The organism is Halorubellus sp. JP-L1 (assembly GCF_011440375.1).
In the GTDB taxonomy this organism is placed as follows: Archaea; Halobacteriota; Halobacteria; order Halobacteriales; family Natrialbaceae; genus Halorubellus.
In genome coordinates, this window is sequence record NZ_JAAOIR010000002.1 from 790,634 (window position 1) to 810,823 (window position 20,190).

General features: G+C 68.9%; 24 protein-coding genes. 11 read left to right on the top strand and 13 right to left on the bottom strand.

What is annotated here, in order from left to right; all coding sequences use genetic code 11:
* Positions 1 to 55: 55 nt before the first annotated feature.
* Complete coding sequence (locus tag G9C85_RS18930; protein WP_166040408.1) at positions 56 to 727, top strand: plastocyanin/azurin family copper-binding protein; 672 nt, start codon at positions 56 to 58, stop codon at positions 725 to 727.
* A gap of 167 nt (positions 728 to 894) precedes the next feature.
* On the opposite strand, the gene G9C85_RS12495 is transcribed toward G9C85_RS18930, so the two are convergent.
* Positions 895 to 1,182 carry a winged helix-turn-helix domain-containing protein gene (locus G9C85_RS12495; protein WP_166040410.1) on the bottom strand — a complete coding sequence of 96 codons (288 nt, stop codon included), beginning with the start codon at positions 1,180 to 1,182 and terminating at the stop codon, positions 895 to 897.
* Between the two features lie 177 nt (positions 1,183 to 1,359).
* On the opposite strand from G9C85_RS12495, the gene G9C85_RS12500 reads away from it, so the two are divergent.
* Positions 1,360 to 1,743: a hypothetical protein gene (locus tag G9C85_RS12500; protein ID WP_193570709.1), complete on the top strand. Its 384-nt coding sequence runs from the start codon at positions 1,360 to 1,362 to the stop codon at positions 1,741 to 1,743.
* Position 1,744: 1 nt separating this feature from the next.
* Entirely contained in the window at positions 1,745 to 3,559 is a 1,815-nt protein-coding gene (locus G9C85_RS12505; RefSeq protein WP_166040412.1) for a ribosome biogenesis/translation initiation ATPase RLI, read from the top strand.
* On the opposite strand, the gene G9C85_RS12510 is transcribed toward G9C85_RS12505, so the two are convergent.
* Both G9C85_RS12510 and G9C85_RS12515 read right to left on the bottom strand, forming a co-directional pair.
* Positions 3,556 to 4,221 carry a hypothetical protein gene (locus tag G9C85_RS12510; protein WP_166040414.1) on the bottom strand — a complete coding sequence of 222 codons (666 nt, stop codon included), beginning with the start codon at positions 4,219 to 4,221 and terminating at the stop codon, positions 3,556 to 3,558. The two genes, G9C85_RS12505 and G9C85_RS12510, sit on opposite strands and share 4 nt — an antisense overlap.
* Positions 4,221 to 4,742: an archaemetzincin family Zn-dependent metalloprotease gene (locus tag G9C85_RS12515; protein WP_166040416.1), complete on the bottom strand. Its 522-nt coding sequence runs from the start codon at positions 4,740 to 4,742 to the stop codon at positions 4,221 to 4,223. The genes G9C85_RS12510 and G9C85_RS12515 overlap by 1 nt, the downstream gene beginning before the upstream one ends.
* Positions 4,743 to 4,781: 39 nt before the next feature.
* On the opposite strand from G9C85_RS12515, the gene G9C85_RS12520 reads away from it, so the two are divergent.
* Positions 4,782 to 5,201: a UPF0146 family protein gene (locus G9C85_RS12520; RefSeq protein WP_166040419.1), complete on the top strand. Its 420-nt coding sequence runs from the start codon at positions 4,782 to 4,784 to the stop codon at positions 5,199 to 5,201.
* A 9-nt stretch (positions 5,202 to 5,210) separates the two neighbouring features.
* Here the strand turns inward: G9C85_RS12520 and G9C85_RS12525 are convergent, their stop codons facing one another.
* Both G9C85_RS12525 and G9C85_RS12530 read right to left on the bottom strand, forming a co-directional pair.
* Positions 5,211 to 5,627 (bottom strand): Rieske 2Fe-2S domain-containing protein, encoded by a 417-nt coding sequence (locus G9C85_RS12525; protein WP_166040421.1) that lies wholly within the window; start codon positions 5,625 to 5,627, stop codon positions 5,211 to 5,213.
* 96 nt (positions 5,628 to 5,723) lie between these two features.
* Positions 5,724 to 6,029 (bottom strand): transcriptional regulator, encoded by a 306-nt coding sequence (locus G9C85_RS12530; RefSeq protein WP_166040423.1) that lies wholly within the window; start codon positions 6,027 to 6,029, stop codon positions 5,724 to 5,726.
* Between the two features lie 273 nt (positions 6,030 to 6,302).
* On the opposite strand from G9C85_RS12530, the gene G9C85_RS12535 reads away from it, so the two are divergent.
* A complete protein-coding gene (locus G9C85_RS12535; protein ID WP_166040424.1) occupies positions 6,303 to 7,271 on the top strand; it encodes a sugar phosphate nucleotidyltransferase in 969 nt (322 codons plus the stop codon).
* Positions 7,272 to 7,308: 37 nt separating this feature from the next.
* On the opposite strand, the gene G9C85_RS12540 is transcribed toward G9C85_RS12535, so the two are convergent.
* The 5 genes from G9C85_RS12540 to G9C85_RS12560 all read right to left on the bottom strand — a co-directional run bounded on the left by G9C85_RS12540 (position 7,309) and on the right by G9C85_RS12560 (position 13,734).
* Positions 7,309 to 8,031: a diphthine--ammonia ligase gene (locus tag G9C85_RS12540; protein WP_166040426.1), complete on the bottom strand. Its 723-nt coding sequence runs from the start codon at positions 8,029 to 8,031 to the stop codon at positions 7,309 to 7,311.
* Between the two features lie 99 nt (positions 8,032 to 8,130).
* On the bottom strand, positions 8,131 to 9,297 hold the full coding sequence (locus G9C85_RS12545) for a DUF373 family protein (protein ID WP_166040428.1): 1,167 nt from the start codon (positions 9,295 to 9,297) through the stop codon (positions 8,131 to 8,133).
* A gap of 186 nt (positions 9,298 to 9,483) precedes the next feature.
* Entirely contained in the window at positions 9,484 to 10,473 is a 990-nt protein-coding gene (gene sppA, locus G9C85_RS12550; RefSeq protein ID WP_166040431.1) for a signal peptide peptidase SppA, read from the bottom strand.
* A gap of 97 nt (positions 10,474 to 10,570) precedes the next feature.
* Complete coding sequence (locus G9C85_RS12555) at positions 10,571 to 11,461, bottom strand: coiled-coil protein (protein WP_166040432.1); 891 nt, start codon at positions 11,459 to 11,461, stop codon at positions 10,571 to 10,573.
* 251 nt (positions 11,462 to 11,712) lie between these two features.
* Positions 11,713 to 13,734: a hypothetical protein gene (locus G9C85_RS12560; protein WP_166040434.1), complete on the bottom strand. Its 2,022-nt coding sequence runs from the start codon at positions 13,732 to 13,734 to the stop codon at positions 11,713 to 11,715.
* Positions 13,735 to 13,844: 110 nt separating this feature from the next.
* On the opposite strand from G9C85_RS12560, the gene G9C85_RS12565 reads away from it, so the two are divergent.
* From G9C85_RS12565 to G9C85_RS12575, 3 genes are all read left to right on the top strand, one after another.
* Entirely contained in the window at positions 13,845 to 13,997 is a 153-nt protein-coding gene (locus G9C85_RS12565; protein ID WP_166040436.1) for a hypothetical protein, read from the top strand.
* Positions 13,998 to 14,022: 25 nt separating this feature from the next.
* Positions 14,023 to 14,493, top strand: a complete 471-nt coding sequence (locus G9C85_RS12570) for a DUF371 domain-containing protein (protein ID WP_166040438.1) — start codon at positions 14,023 to 14,025, stop codon at positions 14,491 to 14,493.
* A 101-nt stretch (positions 14,494 to 14,594) separates the two neighbouring features.
* The gene (locus tag G9C85_RS12575) at positions 14,595 to 15,395 is read left to right on the top strand and encodes a class I SAM-dependent methyltransferase (protein ID WP_166040440.1); all 801 of its coding nucleotides are present in this window, start codon (positions 14,595 to 14,597) and stop codon (positions 15,393 to 15,395) included.
* Positions 15,396 to 15,437: 42 nt separating this feature from the next.
* Here the strand turns inward: G9C85_RS12575 and G9C85_RS12580 are convergent, their stop codons facing one another.
* The gene (locus G9C85_RS12580; RefSeq protein WP_369680810.1) at positions 15,438 to 16,028 is read right to left on the bottom strand and encodes a DUF2391 family protein; all 591 of its coding nucleotides are present in this window, start codon (positions 16,026 to 16,028) and stop codon (positions 15,438 to 15,440) included.
* Positions 16,029 to 16,137: 109 nt separating this feature from the next.
* Between G9C85_RS12580 and nth the strand changes: the two genes are divergently transcribed.
* On the top strand, positions 16,138 to 16,950 hold the full coding sequence (gene nth, locus G9C85_RS12585) for an endonuclease III (protein WP_166040442.1): 813 nt from the start codon (positions 16,138 to 16,140) through the stop codon (positions 16,948 to 16,950).
* A gap of 30 nt (positions 16,951 to 16,980) precedes the next feature.
* Here nth and G9C85_RS12590 read toward each other — a convergent pair whose 3' ends face one another.
* Together G9C85_RS12590 and G9C85_RS12595 are read right to left on the bottom strand one after the other, a co-directional pair.
* Complete coding sequence (locus G9C85_RS12590; RefSeq protein WP_166040444.1) at positions 16,981 to 17,622, bottom strand: bifunctional 4-hydroxy-2-oxoglutarate aldolase/2-dehydro-3-deoxy-phosphogluconate aldolase; 642 nt, start codon at positions 17,620 to 17,622, stop codon at positions 16,981 to 16,983.
* A 212-nt stretch (positions 17,623 to 17,834) separates the two neighbouring features.
* Positions 17,835 to 18,269 (bottom strand): hypothetical protein, encoded by a 435-nt coding sequence (locus tag G9C85_RS12595; RefSeq protein ID WP_166040446.1) that lies wholly within the window; start codon positions 18,267 to 18,269, stop codon positions 17,835 to 17,837.
* 142 nt (positions 18,270 to 18,411) lie between these two features.
* On the opposite strand from G9C85_RS12595, the gene G9C85_RS12600 reads away from it, so the two are divergent.
* Together G9C85_RS12600 and G9C85_RS12605 are read left to right on the top strand one after the other, a co-directional pair.
* Entirely contained in the window at positions 18,412 to 18,681 is a 270-nt protein-coding gene (locus G9C85_RS12600) for a hypothetical protein (RefSeq protein WP_166040448.1), read from the top strand.
* A gap of 39 nt (positions 18,682 to 18,720) precedes the next feature.
* Positions 18,721 to 19,959 (top strand): mandelate racemase/muconate lactonizing enzyme family protein, encoded by a 1,239-nt coding sequence (locus G9C85_RS12605; RefSeq protein WP_166040450.1) that lies wholly within the window; start codon positions 18,721 to 18,723, stop codon positions 19,957 to 19,959.
* The last annotated feature ends 231 nt before the right edge of the window (positions 19,960 to 20,190 follow it).

Below are 20,190 nucleotides of genomic sequence, written 5' to 3' on the forward strand. Positions count from 1 at the left end.
GTGCGAGCCGTAGGTCCCGGTCGGTCTCTCGAACCGAGGGGCCGACCGAATACCCATGACTCGTCCATCCACTTCCGCCGACGCGAGCGACGACGACGCGCGTATCGACGAAGCGACTGGCGACGACGCGACTGCCGACGAAACCAGTCCACGCCCGACGACCGCCGCCCTGTCGAGAGTGAGTCGCCGGTCGTTCGCGAAGGCGACCGGCGGCCTCGTCGGACTCGCGGCCGTCTCCGGACTCGGCGCGAGCCAGGAGGGGACCGAGACGGGTGGCGATCAGTCGGCCGGGATACGGATCGGGATGGTCTCGGCGACGAACGGGCCGAACTTCTACAGCGACCCCGTCCAGTGGGTCGAGGCCGGGAGCACCGTGACGTGGGAGCTCGTCCAGGGCGCGCACACCGCGACCGCGTACGCCGAGGCGAACGACCGCCCGCAGCGCGTGCCCGCGGACGCGACCGGCTGGGACAGCGGCCTCCTCGACGAGCGGGGCGCGACGTTCGAACGGACGTTCGAGGCCCCCGGCGTCTACGACTACTTCTGTCGTCCCCACGAGAGCCTCGGGATGGTCGGCAGGGTCGTGGTCGGAACGCCGGACCTCGCGAACGAACCGGCGCTCGCGGAGCCACAGGACTCGCTCCCGGACGCCGCCGCGGAGATGCTCGCGGCACTGAACGCGGTCACGACCGCGACGTTCGGGCGAGGCCAGGGCGCGGGCCAATAGCGTCTCGCAGACTCTCCACACTGAACAGAGAACGCACTCGAACAGCCGTCGAGAGACGCGTCGCCAAGAGGACGAATGGACGAAGAACGGAGCGAACCGCGACGAGACCTCGCCGAAACCCGGCCCGAACCGACCCGGTTCGACTGAAGGCCGTCGACTATCGGTCGTTACTCCGCGCAGCAGGTCTCGACGTCGCCCTCGGCCTCGCCGCCGTCCGCGGCGATGGGTTCGCCCGTCAACTCGTACAGGCTCTGGCGGGCGTCCGCGAAGTAGACGTCCTGACTGACGAGGTCGATGTCCTGCAGTCGCTCCAGGGCGTACCGGACCGTGCGCGCCGACAGCATCGACTCCTCGACTATCTGTTTCTGGGTGAGCGGGCCGTCGTATTCGAGTACCTTGTAGACGAGTTTCGCGCTCGGCGGTAGCTCGTCGAGGTCCTCCCCTGAGTCACTCATCGTTACGAATCGAAACGCCCCTCGGTCTTAAAGATTGACCCGAACCGCGCCCGGGTCGCCCAACCGTCGAAGGCATCGCGCGCGAGTCGTCCGTCCGTCGAACGCGTCGTCGACGCGAGCCCGCACGTCGCGGTGGAGAGCGAACGCCTTTTGGGGCGACGACTCGGACCTACACGCATGGCGACAGAGACGCAGAGCCAACGACAAGCACACGTCCTCGCCGTGACGCGAACCGGCATCGCCGCGTTCCTCGGCGTCGCCGCTGCCTTCGGCTCGTGGTACGTGACCCAGGACCTCCCGATGACGGAGGCCGCCATGGACCAGACGGCCCAGGTCATGGTCGCGGTCGCGATCCTCGTCCAGTACCCACTTCAGAAGGTATTGGGCATCCTGAAGGACGACTTCGGCGCGAAGGACTTCCTGTTCATCCTCTTCATCACGTTCGCGATGTGGTTCGTGACGTGGACCATCATCCTCACCTCCGGCGCGCACGCCGCCACCGAGGCGAACGAGGCGTTCGCGGTCGGAGCGAAGCACGCACTCGCGGCACTGGCGTACTGACATGGCCGACGACAGCATCGCGGTCGTGGACCTGGAGCGCTGCCAGCCCGACCGCTGTAACTACGAGTGCAAGAACTTCTGTCCGCCCAATCGCACCGGGAAGGACTGCATCACGGTCCGCGGGGAGGACACCGTCGACGGGAAGCCCGACCAGGTCCGGATCAGCGAGGAGATCTGTCTCGGTGAGACCTGCGGGATCTGTGTCGAGAAGTGTCCGTTCGACGCGATCGAGATCATCAACCTCCCGAGCGAGCTCGACGATCGACCCGCGCACCGCTACGGCGAGAACGCGTTCTCGCTGTACGGACTACCGGCGCCCAACCAGGGACAGGTGACGGGCGTCCTCGGCCCGAACGGGATCGGGAAGACGACCGCGGTCCGCATCCTCGCCGGCGAGATGATGCCGAACCTCGGCGAGCACGCGGACCCGCCGTCGTTCGAAGCCGTGATGGAGGAGTACCGCGGGACCGAACAGCAGACGTACCTCCGGCGGCTCGACGAGGGCGACCTGACGGTCGCACGCAAGCCCCAGTACGTCGACGAGATCCCGTCGCGCTTCGACGGGAACACGCGCGAGCTCCTCGCGGCGACGGACGAACGCGGCGTCCTCGACGACCTCGTGGAACGCATGGAGATCGGGCCCGTGATGGACCAGTCCATCGACTCGCTCTCCGGTGGCGAACTCCAGCGCGTCGCGATCATCGCGTGTCTCGCTCGCGACGCGGACTTCTACTTCCTCGACGAGATCACGCCGTACCTCGACATCGGGCAGCGCGTCACCGCGGCGCGCATCATCCGCGAACTCGCCGAAGACGAGGAGAAGTCGATGCTCGTCGTCGAGCACGACCTCGCCATCCTCGACCTGCTCGCCGACACCCTGAACGTCGCGTACGGCGAACCCGGCGCGTACGGCGTCGTCACGGACCCCAAGAGCGTGCGGAACGGCATCAACGAGTACCTCAAGGGGTACCTCGAGAACGAGAACATGCGCATCCGCCCGAACCCCATCCAGTTCGAAGAGCACGCCCCGCGGCCCGTCGAGAGCGGGCAGGTGCTCGCGGAGTACCCGGACATGGAGATGAGCTACGGCGAGGGCGAGTTCGGTCTCGAGGTCGAGGGCGGTGCGATCCGCGAGAACGAAGTGCTCGGTATCGTCGGCCCGAACGGCATCGGGAAGTCGACGTTCGCGAAGATGCTCGCGGGCGAGATCGAGCCGACGAGCGGCGCGATCGACGTCGACCTCGACATCTCGTACAAGCCCCAGTACATCGACATCGCGCAACCGATGCGCGTCGACGTGTTCCTGCAGTCGATCACGGACCAGTTCGGGTCGAGCTACTGGGACACCGAGATCGCGCAGCCGCTCCAGCTAGAGCGCATCATGGAGCAGAACCTCGAGGACCTCTCGGGCGGGGAACGCCAGCGCGTCGCGATCGCGGCGTGCCTGAGCGAGGAAGCCGACCTCTACCTGCTCGACGAGCCGAGCGCGCACCTCGACGTCGAGCAGCGCGTGCAGGCGACCCGGGCGATCCGCCGGTACGCGGAACGCCAGGACGCGACCGTGATGGTCATCGACCACGACATCTACATGATCGACCTGCTCGCGGACCGCCTGCAAGTGTTCGAGGGCGAGCCCGCCGCGCACGGACACGCGACGCCGCCCCAGGAGATGCGGTCGGGGATGAACGAGTTCCTCTCGAACCTCGGCGTCACGTTCCGCCGCGACGAACGCACGAAGCGCCCACGCGTCAACAAGCCCGGCAGCCAGAAGGACAAGCAGCAGCGCAAGGACGGCGAGTACTACTACGCGAACTAGCCGTCCTCGTCTCGTCGCTTTACGAACGTCGCAATCTCTTCGAGGAAGCTGCTGACGTCGTCGTGGCCGGACGCGAACTCGACGAGCGTGCCGGCGTCGGGGCCGCGCGGGAACCACGCGAGGTCGCCGCCGTCGGTCGCGACGTACACCGCCTCGTCGGACGGCATCGTCAAGCCGGCGAGCGCACGCAGTCGATCACCGAGTCGTTCGCGGACCGCCGCGGCCGACTCGTCGGTCTCGTGTGCCACCGCCACTTCGTCGTCGTCGACGTGCACGACCGTGCGGACGGCCGAGCCCGCGATCGACCGGCACAGCGCCCTGAGGACGTCGTCGTCGTACGTCGCCACGCCCGCGAACGCCGCGAGCAGGTCGTCGTCCGCGGCCCGGAGACGCACCGAGTCGACGCGCGTCATGTACTTCCGCGCCAGGGCGTTCGCGTCCGCGAACGTCTCGCGCTCCCCGAGCGTCAACGGGACGCTCGGCCCCGGCGACAGCAACCGGTGGACGCGCACGACGTACCGCGACGGCTCCTTCTGGCTCGCTCGCCCCTGCGCGCGCTCGTACCTGGGGAGCACGCTCACCGTGAGGTTCCGTCGTTCGTAGAAGTACTCCGCGCCGTGGCGTCCCTCGTACTCGCGATGCCATCCCGGCGGCAGCGCCATCAGAGGACCTGTCGCTGGCACGTGCCACAGAGCGTCTCCTCTTTGACGTCCACCTCGCGGACGGTCGGGGAGAAGTTCATCACGCAGCGCTTGTTGTCGCAGTGCTCGAGCCCGAGCGTGTGCCCGATCTCGTGCACGATCTCCTTCCGGATGCGGTCCTGGTAGACGTCCTCGGAGTCTGACTCGGCGAGCCCGCCGTCGCTCGACGTCTGGAGGCGGTACGTCGAGACGACGCTCCCGCTCCCGTCGAGGTACGCGAGCCCGAACACGTAGTTCCGGCGGCGATAGAAGAGGTCCTTGGTCGTGACCGCGATGTTCTTCGAGCCCGAGCCGACGCGCTCGGCGAGCTGGATGAACTCTTCGGCTGCGTACTGGCTGCGCTGCGTGTCGAAGGCGTCCCGGGGGAGGGACTGGGGGTCGTGGACGGTGACGTCGCACCCATAGACAGATCGAAGTCCCTCGGAGGCGGCGCGCTTGACGTGCGCCGGCACCTCCCCGACAGGGACGATGTCGACGAGCATGCGCTACGGTTAGGTACGTCCACCTATAAACATCCCGGCGTGGGACCACGAGACGCACGCCACCTGGCGCTCGCCGACCGCCTCGACGACTACGACGTCCTCGTCGAGGTCGGGGTCGGGTGCCGCCACGCCGTCGCTGCCGCACTCGCGGACCGCGGGCGGACCGTGACGGCGACGGACGTCCGCCCCCGGAGCGTCCCCGAGGGCGTCGCGTTCGTCGTCGACGACGTGACGACACCGGACCATTCGGTGTACGCCGACGCCGACGTCGTGTACGCCCTGAACTGCCCGCCGGAACTCCAGCGCGCGCTCGTCGACGTCGCCCGGAGCGTCGGCGCCGACGCCGCGTTCACGACCCTCGGCGCCGACCCGGCGGTCGTCCCCGCGACCCCGGAGGCGCTCGACGGCGTCCGCGAGACGCTGTACGTCGCGAGTAGTCGCAGAACGGCACGCAGGTGAGCGCTCGCGTCACCACTCGACGTTCGAGTCGGACGTACTGGCGCCGTCGTCGGTCTCGATCGGGCCGTCGCCGACGTACTCGTAGTCGTCGTCGACGAGGAAGACGCCCCCGTCGCGAGTCGTCGTCTCGACGACGTCGAGGACGGCGCCCTCGCAGGGCCCGTACGTGCAGACGCCGGAGTCGGCGTCGAACATCGCGGCGTGGTTCTCGCAGACGAGTTCGCCGTCGCGCATCGACGCGCCATCGCCCTTGTCGATGCGGACGTGCCGGAAGTGCATGCAGCGGTTCAGGTACGCGACCACGCCGTCCTCGAGTCGCGTGAGCAGCGCCTCGTCGATCTCGCCGTCGGCGTCCCGCACCCTGAACAGGTGCGTCGACCCGACGGGTGCGTCCTCGACCGCCGCCACCCGCGTCCCCTCGGTCATCGAGGGGACGTACGAGCCAGCGACGGTATTGGACTTGCGGTCGCGGGCGAGACCGCGCTGTCGAGCGAGATACCCGGTCGCAATCGACGCCCCCGGTCAGGATCGCGTCTCGATGACGAACGCGGGTTCCTCGACGCCCTCGTGCTTGCACTCGGGGCACCGAGACGGGCGGTTCAGGAGGTCGTCGAACTCGCTGAACCCGCACTCCACGCACTCCGGCGGGGCGACGAGCAGCTCCTCGTCGCCGTCGCTCCCCTCGACCGTGTGCGAGATGTGTTCGACGTGCCGGAGGGCCGCGCCGGCGGTCACTTCGAACTCCGTCGCGAGCGCGCTCGGGGTGGCGGGTTCGGCGCGGAGTCGATCGGTCATGCGCTGCCGGGTGGTCGCGTCGGCCTCGCGCATACGTCGGGTTTTGGGACCGACCGATAAACGTCTTGCTGCGACCCCCGGCAGAGAAACGCCCTGCTGCGGCCCCGGCCGCGTCCACCCCGGCAGCATCAGGGCGACCCCGGCGACCGCGATCGTCGACGCGGCGACGAGCGTCGTGGCGACGACCGAGTCGCCGCGTTTCGTCTGGCTACGTACCACAGCACGCGGCGGAACGACCGAGTCGTCCTTCCATTTCGACGACAGGGAAGGACAAAGGTCTTAAAATGACGGAGAGAACCCGGGGGTATGAAAGCTGTCGTGCTCGCGGGGGGTTACGCCACCCGCATGTGGCCGATCACGAAGCACCGACCGAAGATGTTCCTCCCGGTCGGTGACTCGACGGTCATCGACCAGATTTTCTCCGAGCTGGAATCCGACGACCGCATCACGGACGTCTACGTCTCGACGAACGAGCGGTTCGCGGACGACTTCGAGGCGTACCTCGCCGACAGCGAGTTCCGGAAACCGACGCTCTCCGTCGAGGACACGACGGGCGAGGACGAGAAGTTCGGCGTCATCGGCGCGCTCGCCCAGCTCGTCGACCGCGAGGGCATCGAGGAGGACCTCGTCGTCGTCGCCGGCGACAACCTCATTAGCTTCGACGTCTCCGAGTTCGTCGACTTCTTCGAGGCGAAGGGCGCGCCGTCGCTCGCGGCGTACGACGTCGGGTCGAAGGAACGCGCGAAATCCTACGGGCTCGTCGAGCTCGACGGCGACCGCGTCGTCGACTTTCAGGAGAAACCCGACGACCCCAAGAGTACGCTCGTCTCCATCGCGTGCTACGCGTTCACCGCGGACACCGTCGGGATGCTCGAGACGTACCTCGACGGCGACAACAACCCGGACGAACCCGGGTGGTTCGTGCAGTGGCTGCAGTCCCGCGAGGACACGTACGCGTTCACGTTCGACGGCGCGTGGTTCGACATCGGGACGCCGGACTCCTATCTCGAAGCGGTCGCCTGGTACCTCAACGGCGACAATCACGTCGCCGAGAGCGCGACCCTCTCGAACACGACCCTCGGCGAGAACGTGCACGTGATGGGCGACGCAGAGATCTCGGACAGCCACCTCGACCACTCCGTGGTGTTCTCGGACGCCACCATCGCGGACTGCGACCTGCGGGACTCCATCATCGACGAACACACGCACCTGGACAACCTCGACCTCGCGGGCGCACTCATCGGCGCGCACAGCCAGATCACGAACGGCTCGTAGCGCCCGTCAGCTCTCTTCCACGTCGCGTCCTCCTGGCTCACTCGAGCGTCGCGTCCGTTATCTCGACGTGCCCGCGCGTGCCCTCCCAGACGGTGTCGTATTCGAGGTCGATCCGTCGCTCCATGTGCGGGCCGTCGACGACGAACGTCTCGAACTCGCCGCCTTCGCCGAGGACGTGTACCCCGTACTCGTCGTTGAGCGCTTCGAGTTCGTCGAACGCCGCGGCGTCGAGTGTGCGACCGAGCCAGGACTCGTCGAGGCCGCCGGCGGCGACCTGGAGGACGACGATCTCGAACCCGGCGTCGAGCATCGCGGCCGCGAGCTCGCGGGGGTCCTCCTGCCAGAGCGGCGCGAACAGGTCGCAGTCGAGACGTTCGCACATCGCCTCGATCCGCGAGGTCTGGTACTCGCTCTCGACCGCGCCAGCGGTGACGCCCGCGACGCCACCGGGGAGGTCCGCGTCGAGCGCCTCGAGCGCGGCCTCCAGGGGTTCGAGTTCGGTGTCCCCCTGCTCGCCGGAGTCCGTCGCAGTCTCGGCCTCGAAGTCCTCGGGATGGACGTCGACGAGGTCGATACCGATGCTCTCCGCGGCGAGCGCGGTCAGGTGCGTCGCCGGCACGTGGTACATGTACGAGTCGTTCTCGGGATGCACCGTCACCAGCCGAGAGACGTCCAGGCCGCGCTCCATCGCACGGTATATCGCCCACGAGGAGTCCTTCCCGCCGGAGAACAGGCCGACCCACGAACCGTCTGCTGTCATACGAGCGAGGACGCGCTACGAGCGGAAACCTCCCGCGGTTTCGGCCTCACTCGGACACGTCGCGGCGACCGGGCCCGTTGGTGGCGGCTTCGCCCGCGTTCAGGACCCGGTCTCGAGTTCGTCGTCGTCGATGGCGTCGTCCTCGATGGAGGTCTCGGTGACGAACGCGGCGATGCGGACGCCGACGATCGCGAGCAGGACGGCGGCGACGACGAACACGGCGAGGCGTTCGCCGGTGCCGAGCGTGAACGACTCGATGCGGACCGCGCCCAGGCGCGTCGTCGGGACCGTGAACCGATCGAAGATCCCGGCGCGTTCGAGGAAGTACCCGCTGAATCCGCGGACGACGAGTGCGACGGACGCGAGCACGAACGGGATGTTGAGGCTCGACGAGGACAGCGATCGGTCGTCGGTGAGTGATTCGTCGAGGATGCGGCCGACGCTCGCGGTGACGCCCGCGGTCGTCAGCCACGGTATCGAGTCGTACGCGAACCGCATCGCTGGGACGACGACGCCCTCGACGTTCTCGACGTTCGACGCGCCGAGCGCGCCGACGAACACGCCGACGAGCGTCAGCCCGACGGCGACGACGTACGTGACGACGGAGACGTTCCCCGAGTAGAGGGCGTCCCGCGTCTGGCTCGCGACGTCGGTGATGACGTCGTCGATACTGAATCCCTTGTAGAGGAGGAACACGCCGATGACGGCGGTGATCGTCGCCGCGCCGACGGCGGGACTGTACATCAACGCGAGCGCGGGGAACGCGACGAACGCGAGCCCGATGGGGACGAGGACGGTCTGACGGAGTTCTTCGTCGGCGAGGAACTGCTTGAGGAGGTAGTACGTCGACTCGATGTCCCTCGCTTGCCGGACGACGACGCGGTCGACGCTGTCGACGTTCAGGCGACTTTCGACGACGGGGACGAGCCGTTCGTCTTCCGCGCTGTCGATGACGACGACCGCGCGATCCAGATCGTATTCGGCGATGAGGTCGTCGAGCTGGAGTGCGACGGCGCGGTCCGCGCCGACGACGCTGTCGCTCGCGCCGGACACCACCGCCACGACGCTCTCTTCGTCGCCGTCGCGGAGGTCCCGAGCGACCCGGAGGGTCTCGAGGAGGCTGTTCACGCTCGAATCTTCGGGGTCCGCGAGTCCGACGTCCGTCACGAGCGACCGCACGGCCTCCCAGCCGACGATCGGCGTCTCCAGCCCGGTCTTCCGGCCGATGTCGTCCGCCCGGTCCACGCACACGACCAGCGTAGCCACTGACGTAATCGAACAGGACCGGCCGTATAAATCTGCCGTGGACCGACTGCACGAGCATACGGCGACCGCGAGGTCGCCGTTTCTGTGGTGGCTGTGCTGTGCGGTGTTTTGGTGTGGAGGGGATTGACTGCACGAGCATACGGCGACCGCCAGGTCGCCGTTTCTGTGGTGGCTGTTTTGGGCTCGTTACCGGAGTTCGAAGTCGGGGCCGTCGTCGTTCGCGACGACGCTCCCGACGCCGGCGCCGGCGGCGTACGCGACTGCCTGGGCGCTGCCGCGGAGGCGTTCGCCGAGGCCGTGCTGTGGGCGGAACGCTTCGACGGTGACGTCGGTGCCGAGTCGGCGTTCGAGTTCGTCTTCGACGTCGTCGCGCGCGCCGAGTGCGTCGACGAGCCCGATCTCGTGAGCGGTCTCGCCGAGGTACACCTTCGCTTCGGTGTCGCGGACGGCGTCGGGGTCCATGTCGCGGCCGTCGGCGACGCGTTCGACGAAGTCGTCGTACCACTCGTCGACGAGGCCCTGGAGGTACTCGCGGTCGTCGTCCGTGAACTCCTTGAGCGGCGACCCGGCGTCCTTGTACTCGCCGGCGGTCAGCGCCTCGTACTGGACCCCGACTTTGTCCGCGAGCTCCTTCGCGTTCACCTGGCCGAGGATCACCCCGATGCTCCCGACGAGGCTGGCGTCGCGCGCCCAGAGTTCGTCGCAGCCGGAGGCGATCCAGTAGCCGCCGCTCGCGCAGAGGTCGTTCGTGTACGCGATCGTGGGGCCGTCGAATCGCTTCGCGGCGGTCCGGATGTCGTCGCTCGGCACGACTTCGCCACCGGGCGTGTTCAGTTTCACGAGGAGCGCGTCGACGCTGCCGTCGTCGTCGGCGCGCTCGATCTGCTCGACGATCTCGTCCGCGCCCGGCGACGTCGGCGACGACGGCAGCCGACCGCCACCGCCGTCGCGCGTGATCGGGCCCTTCACTTCCACCTCCGCGACGTTGTATCCGGGGAGCACGCTGCTGGCGATGCTTCCAGTGACGCGAACGAGGACGGCCGCGGTCGCGAGCACCAGGAGGACCGCGAGCGGATCCGGTCCCCAGCCGACGAACAACCACCAGCCGACGACCACGCCCACGAGGGCGCCGAGCAGGACGATACCGAGACGGAGCACGCTCCGAGCGTCAACCATACCCCCGCTTTAGAGCGCCCCCTACAAAAACGACCGCGACCGCGAACGCCGTCGCTCGCGGACCTCGGTCGAAACAGAACGGAAAGAGAACCCGCGTCTAGAGGCGTCCGGCCTTCTGCAGCTTCATGAGGTCCTCGGTGTCGAGGGTCTCGCCGTCCTTGAAGCGCTCGTAGATCTCCTCGGCTTCCTCCTGGACCTCCTCCTTCTTCTTCTCGCGCTCGGCCTGCTCCTCCTCCTCTTCCTGCTTGTCCAGTTCGCGCAGGCGCTTCTGGACGCGTACGAAGTCCTCGTGGTGGCGGTCGGCCGCCTCCTGAGCCTGCACGAACTTCTCGTGCATCTCGTCGGCCTCGTCGCGGATGTCGTCGGCCTCGCGGTAGGCCTCGATCATCTGGTTGTGGTGCTCCTGAGCCTTGTCAGCGAGCTCCGTCACCTTCTGGTGGTGCTTGGACGCTTCGGAGCGGACTTCCTCGGCCTCCTCGACGAGCTCGTCGAGGTCCTCGGTGTTGCCCATCTTCTCCTCGCGTTCCTGGTACTCTTCGCGCTTGCTCTCGATCTTCTCGATGAGCTCCTTCTCCTCCTCGCTGGAGAGCACCTCGGTCTGCTGCTTGAACTCGAGGTCCTCGATCTCGGACTCGAGCTTCTCGAGGTCCGTGCCCTCGTCGAGGTCGAGGTCGGACTTCATCCGCTCGACCTTGTCGAAGAGTTCGTTCGCGTCGGCGTTCAGTTCGTTGCGCTTCTCCTTGTGCTCCTGGACGAGCTCGTTGAGTTCGTCGCGCTTCTCGCGGTGCTCCTGGGCCTCGTCGACCTTCTCGCGAGTCTTCGCGTTCAGGTCGTCGCGGGAGGAGGCGCGTTCCGACGCCATCTGGTTGAGATCGTTCCGTCGATCTCGGAGCTGGCCAGCGACTTTGATGAGCTGACCTTTGCTCTTGTTCTCGAGGTCGTCTTCTGTGAGCTCTACGTTCTTGGATGTGTCTATCGAATCTACCATGGGTTAGTCAACCCTCTATTCCGTCCCGCGCCGGGGCGATAGCGGATGCTCGAGACCTGGGTGAACGCTACTGCGATAAGATTCCGTGTCATTCTGGTCTGCGAGCGATGCTACCCGAACACCCGGCGGCGTTCTGGTACCCGTACATACCGCATCCTGTAATTTAAATCTGCCGGTCCCTCGAACCGGCGAAACCGTGCGAGGGCGTGCCCACGACGGGAGTGAACGGTTCCCACACGGGTCGTCCGTGGTTATAAACGAATGGTGCGGTCGACCGCGCCGGCGCCGGTCTCGAACGACAGTGACACCGCTGTCGCAGACGAGGGGACCGTGACGCTGCCGGCGGTCGCGACGCCGAGGGCGGGTGCCTCCACGTCGAAGCGCTCGTCGACGCCGTCGCCGCCGTCGGATCGGACGGCGAGCGTGCCGGAGACGGTCGCGGGCGCGTCGTTGACGAGCACGACGTCGACCGTGCCGGGTGGGTCTTCCGCGAGGAACGCCTGGACGGGTGCGAGCGCATCGGCGAGCGCGCCCGCGGCGGGCTTGGCGGTGCCTTCGCGAGCGTAGACGCCCATCCCGCCGCCGTCGTCGACGTCGCGGAGGCAGAACGCGGCGAGGACCGCCGTCCCGTGCCGCCGGAAGCCGCTTGCCACCCGAGCGAGCACCCGCGCCTGCGTGCCCTGCGAGCGAGCGACGACGCCGTCGCCGGCAGCACCGCCCCATTGCTCCCCGGCGCCGTCGCCGGTGGGGTCGCCCCACGGGCCGGCGTCGACGTCGTCGAGGACGGCGTCGAGGGTGTCTCGGTCCAATCCAACCGGAGTCGAGTCGCCGGTCGCCGCTCCATCGGCGGTCTCGGCGCCGCCGGTCACCGCTCCATCGGCGGTCTCGGCGCCGTCAGCGAGCGATCCGGCGCCGAACTCGGTGACGACGCGGGCGGCGTCGGGGTAGGTGTCGGTGAGCCAGTCGACGTCGGCGGCGCGGCCGTACTGCCAGCCCGGGTAGAGGTGGGCGGCGTCCGGGCTGGTCCCGAGCGCGCCGCAGACGGGGAACGCGACGGCGTCCGGCGGGAGGGCGTCGGCGACGGCGTCGGCGAGGTCGCGGTCGACGCTGATGCGGGCCGCCCGGGTTCGGAGCCGGTAGCGCGCGGTGCGCCCGCTCGGGATGCGGTCGGCGAACGGGTCGACGGGGTCGTCGTGGACGCCGTAGCACGCGACGCTCGGGTGGTGGTCGACGTGCGTCGCGAGCGCGCGAGCGAGCGAACGACCGCGCTCGACGCTCCGGTCGACGTCGCGGGGTCCGGGTCCGGTGAGCGGGAGGTCCTGGGCGACGAAGACGCCGGCGGCGTCGGCGGCGTCGTAGAACGACTCCGGGAGGACGTGCCCGTGCAGGCGGACGAGCGTCGCGTTCAGGTCGCGAGCGCGTTCCAGGTCGGCCTCGGGCTCCGTCGTCGGGAGGACGTTCACGCCGCGGGCGCGGACGCGCTCGCCGTTCACGCGGAGACCGTCGTCGCGGTCGAACGCGACCGTACAGAACCCCGTGGCGACGCTACGTTCCTGATCGCCGAACGTCGCGCGAACGGTGTAGCGGTTCGGGTCGCCGCGGTCCGCGGGCCACCACGCTGCGGGGTCGCGGACCTCGACGGAGTGCGTGACCGTCACTCTGGAGCCGGCGTCGGCGTCGACGGGGACGCGCTCCATCGACCCGCCGCTCCCCCGGAAGTTCTCCGGGCGAACCGAGAGCGTCACGGCGTCGTCGACGGCCTCTCCGGCGTCGACGGTCGCGGCGACGTCGACGACGCCGCGGTCGGGTTCGGGACGTCGGGCGTTCACGGCGAGGTCCGCGAGGAACGATCGCGGTCGGAGTCGGAGGTGGACGCCCCACCAGATGCCCGGTACTGCGAGCCGATCCGGGACGTCGTCGGTGCCGTACGCGCCGGCGTATCCGTCGGTCGGGCGACGGCAGACGACGACGAGGTCGTTCTCGTCGGCGGGCTCGAACTCGAAGCGCGCCGGCCGAAAGTACGTGTCGTGCGTGCCGAGGACGTCCCCGTTCAGGTAGACTGTCGCCGTCCCGAACAGTCCGCGGAAGTCGAGGAGGGCGCGCTGGCTCGCGGTCTGTCTCGGGTCCGGGAACCGCTTTCGGTACGCGACGGCGTCCGCGCCCGCGAACCGTTCCGGTCGTCCGGGCACCGTCACCGGCTCCCACGAGTCCACCGTCGGCGACCCCGAGCCGTCGTCTTCGTCGACCGCGCCAGCGCGCCACTCACCAGCCATTCGGTGAAAGTGGCGCGGGCCGAACCCATAGGCGTTGTGTCCGCCGACCACTTTCACTTTCACCGCGCGGACGGCTCACCCTGATATGGGAGTAGGTCGACAGACGGTGTATGCTCGAAGAACTGACGGCGACCTGCGAGGGCTGCGACGCGGCGCTCGACGACGCGGCGTTCGGCCTCGCGATGGACCTCGGCGACGGCGAACGCCGCATGTACGAGTGCGACTGCGGGACTGTCACGGTCACCGTGGTCCGCGAGCGCTAAGTACGCCCACGAGGAACTCGCGGCCATGACCGCAGACGAGAGAGCTGCAACCGAGGACGAGGCAGCCGAGACGCGTCGCGAGGTCGTGCACGCGACCGGCCACGAGAACGTCACCGCCGAGCACGCGAGCACGTTCGAGGTGACGACCGACGACTGGCTCACGCCCGCGGGCGACTGCATCCTCGCCGTCGACGCCGACCGCGCCCCTGCCGACTTCTCCGAGGACTTCAGGACCGCGCTCCAGGACGTCGACGCGACGGTCCGCGTCACGCTCGAGGTCGACGACGCGTCGGTGACGTTCGAGGGACGAGGCCACCCCGACCTGGCGCTCACCGACGACCGGAGCATGGTCGGGCGGACGTCGACGCACGTCGACGACCGCACGATCATGCACGCGGCCGACGGCGCAGCCGAGTCCGTCGACCGAGACGTCGTCGACGCGCTCGCCGCCGGCGCCGACGTCCGCGTCGTTCTCGAGGTCGAACCGGCGACGTAACGCTCGATACAGATGCAGCCGAGGCAACCGGCGCCGTCGATACCTGCGACCGATTCGTCGAGGCACCCCGACTTTTGACTTCCGCCCACCGACGTGGAGGCATGGACGACGACCGAGCCGATTCGAAGGCCGCCGCTCGCCACGCCTGGTCGACCGGCCGGTACCCGTCGCTCGCACCGAACCTCCTTCCGGCGATCGCTCGACTCGTGAACGCCGCTGGCGTCGACCCCGGCGACGACGTGCTCGACGTCGGCTGCGGCACGGGGAACGTCGCGCTCACGGCGTCGCAGGCGGGCGCTCGCGTCGTGGGCGTCGACCTCTCCCGCCGGATGCTGGAGCTGGCGCGCGCGAGCGCTGACGTCGAGGGTGCCGTCGACGTCTCGTTCCTGGAGGGCGACGCCGAACACCTGCCGTTCCGCGACGACGCGTTCGAGGCGACGCTCTCGAACTTCGGGCACGTGTTCGCGCCGAACCCCGCGGCGGCGGGCCGCCAGCTCGCCAGGGTCACGCAGTCCGGTGGTCGGGTCGCGTTCACGGCGTGGTCGCCGGACGGCGTCGTCGGCGACCTCACGGACGTCCTGACGGGGTACGTCGACGGACGCGAGGCGGACGCGACCTCGCACCTCCAGTGGGGCGACCCCGACTTCGTCCGCGAGCACGTCCCCGGGGTCGCGGACTTCTCGTTCGCGCGGCGGTTCGCGCGCTTCCGGTACGTCTCCCCCGAGCACTTCTGGCGCGAGTTCGCCGAGGAGTCCGGGCCGCTCTCGCCCGTCCTCGGGGGGCTGGCGGACGACGACGCGCGCGAGCGACTCCGCGAGGAGGCGGTCGGCGTCCTCGAGGACTGGTTCGCGGACAACGTCGTTCGCGTCGAGTACCTCCAGGTGCGCGCCGTCGTCGAGTGACCCCCACCCGCCGGCAACCGGTGTCCCGGGCGATGCTCGTGGTCAGGTCCCGGGGAGGATGTCGCCGAGCGCCGCGCCGATCGCCATCGGCACCCACGCGACGGAGACCGAAGCGGCCGCGGAGAGCGGCGTCGCCCACTCGACGCGGCCCCACGCCGTCATCGAGACGATTGCGAACGCGAGCGAGATTCCGAGGACGCCCGCGAGTCGCCGCGGAACGACCCCGAAGATGCGGTGCGTGACGCGGACGTCCTGGAAGTCGCTGACGTAGAGGATGCCGACGATCGCGGCGACCGTGAACGCGAGCGTCCCGACGACGGAGACGGGGTGCGTCGCGAGGAACGCGCCGACCTCGCCGGTGCCGCCCTCGACGAGCATCGGGATGCCGAACAGCGCGCTCCCGAGGAGCGCCTCCGCGACGTCCCCGCGGTCGAAGCCCTTGATGACGCGCCCGAACAGCCCACCGGGTTCGACCGCGGCCGCCGTCCGCATCGCGCGCTCGACGCGCTCGCGCTCGTCGGGGTCGTCCACGGCGTCCGCGAGCGCCTCCAGTTCGTCGTAGAGGTCGCCCATGTCCGGCGACTCCCCCTCGTCGTCGTCCATCGGTCCTTCGTACATCGCGGCGTCGCTCATGCCCGTGGCGTCACGGTCCGACGTACTAACATCTTCGTCGGGCGAACCGGACGTCGTCTCGTCTTCGTCGGGCGAACCCTACTTGGCGCTGTCGCCCCAGTGTGCGAGTATGAGCGACGACGACGCGGAACCGGACGTGAACATCTCCGGGGGAAGCGCCGGTGGCGGCGTCGAGGCCACCTTCGACCCGGCGACTGCGGGAACGCGCGCCGAAGCGGTCGTCGACCGCCTCGGCGAACTGTACTGGCAGAAGGCCTACGGCGGCCGGGACGGCTTCGAGTGCCTCGTCCGCACCATCCTCAGCCAGAACACGAGCGACGTCGCGAGCCAGCCCGCTCACGACGCGCTCGTCGAACGATTCGGACCCGTCGAGGAACTGGCCGCGAACCTCGTCGACGCGCCCCGCGACGAGCTTGCGGAGACCATCTCGTCGGCCGGGCTCTACAACCAGAAGGCAGAGAGCATCCAGCGCGCTGCCGAGTGGGTGCTCGACGCGTTCGGGTCGACGACCGACTTCGACGCGTTCGTCCGCGACGGCGACCCCGGCGAGGTCCGCGAGACGCTCCTCGAACTGAAGGGCGTCGGCCCGAAGACCGCGGACTGCGTGCTCCTGTTCGCGGGCGGCCAGGGCGGCGTGTTCCCCGTGGACACGCACGTGCACCGGATCTACCGCCGGATGGGCATCGCGCCCCCGGACGCGGACCACGAGGCCGTCCGCGCCGTCCTCGAACGCGAGGTACCGGCCGAGAAGTGCGGGTTCGGGCACACCGCGACCATCCAGTTCGGTCGCGAGTACTGCACGGCCCGGAAGCCCGCGTGTCTCGACGACCCCGACGCGTGCCCGCTCGCGGACGCCTGCGACCAGGTCGGCGTCTACCCGGTCACCGGCGAGGTCGAGGACCCGAGCGAGGCCGCGGACTGAACGCCGAGGCCTCTCGCCGATTCTCAGCCGTCAGTCGCGAGCGCCCTCGACCGCGCGGACCAGCTCCTCGGCTCGCGCCGTGATCGCCGCCCAGTCCTCGCGCTCGAGTGCGTCGTCGGGGACGAGCGAGCTGCCAGCGCCGACCAGCTCCGCGCCCGCCTCGACGTACGCCGCGGCGTTGTCGGGGCCGATGCCGCCGGTCGGCATCAGCGGGATCTGGGGGAGCGGGCCACGGAGGCTCGACAGGTAGCCGGGGCCGTACGTCGACGCCGGGAACACCTTGCAGACGTCCGCGCCCGCCTCGAACGCGTCGAGGGCCTCCGTCGGCGTCGCCACGCCGGGCGCGACCGCGACCCCGTAGCGGTTGCACGCCTCGACGACGCCGCGGTCGAACGTCGGACTCACCACGAACGCCGCCCCGGCGAGGTGGGCGTGTCGCGCCGTCGCCTCGTCGAGGACCGTCCCGGCCCCGACGACGACGTCCTGTCCGTCGTAGTGCCCCGCGAGCGTCTCCAGGGCCTCCAGGGACCGCGGCGACCCCATCGTGACCTCCATCGCCGTCACGCCGCCCTCGCGGAGCGCCTCCGCGACGTTCAGGACGACGTCCGGCTCCACGCCCCGCAGCACGGCGACTACGCCGCTCTCGTGCATCCGTGCGACCGTCTCGTTCATGCTCGAGAATCCAATCGGCGAAGACATAAACCCACGCCCAACGGCCACGTTCGGGACGCGGAGTCGATTCCGGCCACGTTCGGGACGCGGAGTCGATTCCGGCCACGTTCGCGACCTGGAGTCGATTCCGGCCACGCTCGCGACCTGGAGTCGATTCCGGCCACGCTCGCGACCTGGAGTCGATTCCGGCCACGCTCGCGACCCGACGCCGGTCACGTCGCCGCCCGAACGTTCTCGAAGTACCGCTCCTGGTGCAGGACGTCCCACGCGAGATCGGCGAGCACGTGCACGTACAGCACCACCCCCGAGACGACAGCCAGCGCGACCGCGTCGACCGCGAGCAGTCCGCCGACGAGGACGCCGCCGAGTACCGCGTGCGAGAGCAGTCGCTCGAGCGGCCAGACCTCGCCCGGTTCGAAGATCTCGTCCTGTGCGACGAACACGCGCCGCGGGTCGGCGAGGCATCCGCGGAGCGCACGCAGCGACCCGGAGTTGTACCACGCCAGCGCGAAGTGGTCGAGGTCGATGCCGACGCCGAGGACGGCCACGTACGCCACGACGACGACCGGACGAACGGGCGCGTCGACGAACGGGACGGTCGCGGCGCCGACGAGCACGGATAGCACGAAGTGATGTGTCGAGCGCATCCACTCGGCCGAACGACCGCCAGCGGCTTGAAACCGGTCGGCGTCGCGTCCGAATCGGGTTCGGTCTCACGCGGCACCGGCCGGTACCGTCCCGGCAGCGGACGGCACAATAGCCAAGGTGGTGGCAGTTCACGCTCCAGCCATGTGGGGGCTGATTCGTCGACTGCTGTCGCTGCAGACGCTGTTCGCGTTGCTCGGGACGTACGTCGTGCTCTCCGCGAGCGCGATCGCGTTCCTCGACCTCGGTGGGGCCGCGACGCTGCTCGCGTTCGTCACGCTCGCGTTCTCGGTGGTCGCGATCGGGGTCCTGGGCGCGTACGTCCGCTGGATCCGCAAGGAGGTGGCGTCGATGAACTCGCCGCCGCCGGACTGGGAGCGCGATCGCGTCGTCGAGGACGACAACCCACCGTAGCGTCGAAAACTTTACTGGAACACGAGTAAACACTACTCTATGGGAATCGATTACGCCGACCTCCACGACCCGAACGCGGAGTACACGATGCGCGACCTGTCGGGCGACACGATGGGCGTCACGGGCGACCGCGGCGGCGGCCGCGACGTCGAGATAACGGACGTCCAGACCACGATGGTGAACGGGAACTTCCCGTGGACGCTCGTCCGCGTCTACACGGACGCGGGCGTCGTCGGCACCGGCGAGGCCTACTGGGGCGCGGGCGTCCCGGAACTCATCGAGCGCATGACGCCGTTCCTCGTCGGCGAGAACCCGCTCGACATCGACCGGCTGTTCGAGCACCTCGTCCAGAAGATGAGCGGCGAAGGAAGCATCGAAGGCGTGACCGTCACCGCCATCTCCGGCATCGAACTCGCGCTCCACGACGTCGCGGGGAAGCTCCTCGACGTCCCCGCGTACCAGCTGCTCGGCGGGAAGTACCGCGACGACGTCCGCGTCTACTGCGACTGCCACACCGAGCAGGAGGCGAACCCCGAAGCGTGCGCGGACGAGGCCGAGCGCGTCGTCGACGAACTCGGGTACGACGCGCTCAAGTTCGACCTCGACATCCCGACCGGGTTCGAGAAGGACCGCGCGAACCGCCACCTCCGCCCCGGCCAGATCCGGCACAAGGTCGACATCGTGGAACAGGTCACCGAGCGCGTGAAGGACGAAGCGGACGTCGCGTTCGACTGTCACTGGACGTTCTCCGCGGGCTCCGCGAAGCGACTGGCGAGCAAGCTCGAGGAGTACGACGTCTGGTGGCTCGAGGACCCGGTACCGCCGGAGAACCTCGAGGTCCAGGAGGAGGTCACGAAGTCGACGACGACGCCAATCGCGGTCGGCGAGAACCGCTATCGCGTCACCGAGGAACGCCGCCTCATCGAGAACCAGGCGGTCGACATCGTCGCACCGGACCTGCCGAAGGTCGGCGGGATGCGGGAGACGCGGAAGATCGCGGACGTCGCGAACCAGTACTACGTCCCGGTCGCGATGCACAACGTCTCCTCGCCGGTCGCGACGATGGCGTCCGCACACGTCGCTGCGGCCATCCCGAACTCGCTCGCCGTCGAGTATCACTCCTACGAGCTCGACTGGTGGGCAGACCTCGTCGAGGAGGACGTCATCGAGGACGGCTACATCACCGTCCCCGAGGAGCCGGGACTCGGCGTGACGCTGGACATGGACGCCGTCGAGGCCCACATGGTCGACGGCGAGACCCTCTTCGACGAAGCGTAGCTTCGTCGGGCTCGACACGCGAGCGAAGGGACTCGTCGAACCGTGCGTCTCGTTCGTGCTGTTCTCTCGTTCGTTCCGCGACCGTGTGCGAGCAAGTGGTCTGCGAGTGGTCGTACCTGGACTGTTGTCTTGAACTATCGTTTTTCGGGGTGCGCTCGTCTGGTCGAGTGAATCCGGCGCGGTCGAGCAGACTCGTCGGCTCGGACTGGCGTGCTGGTCCGTCGGACGCTG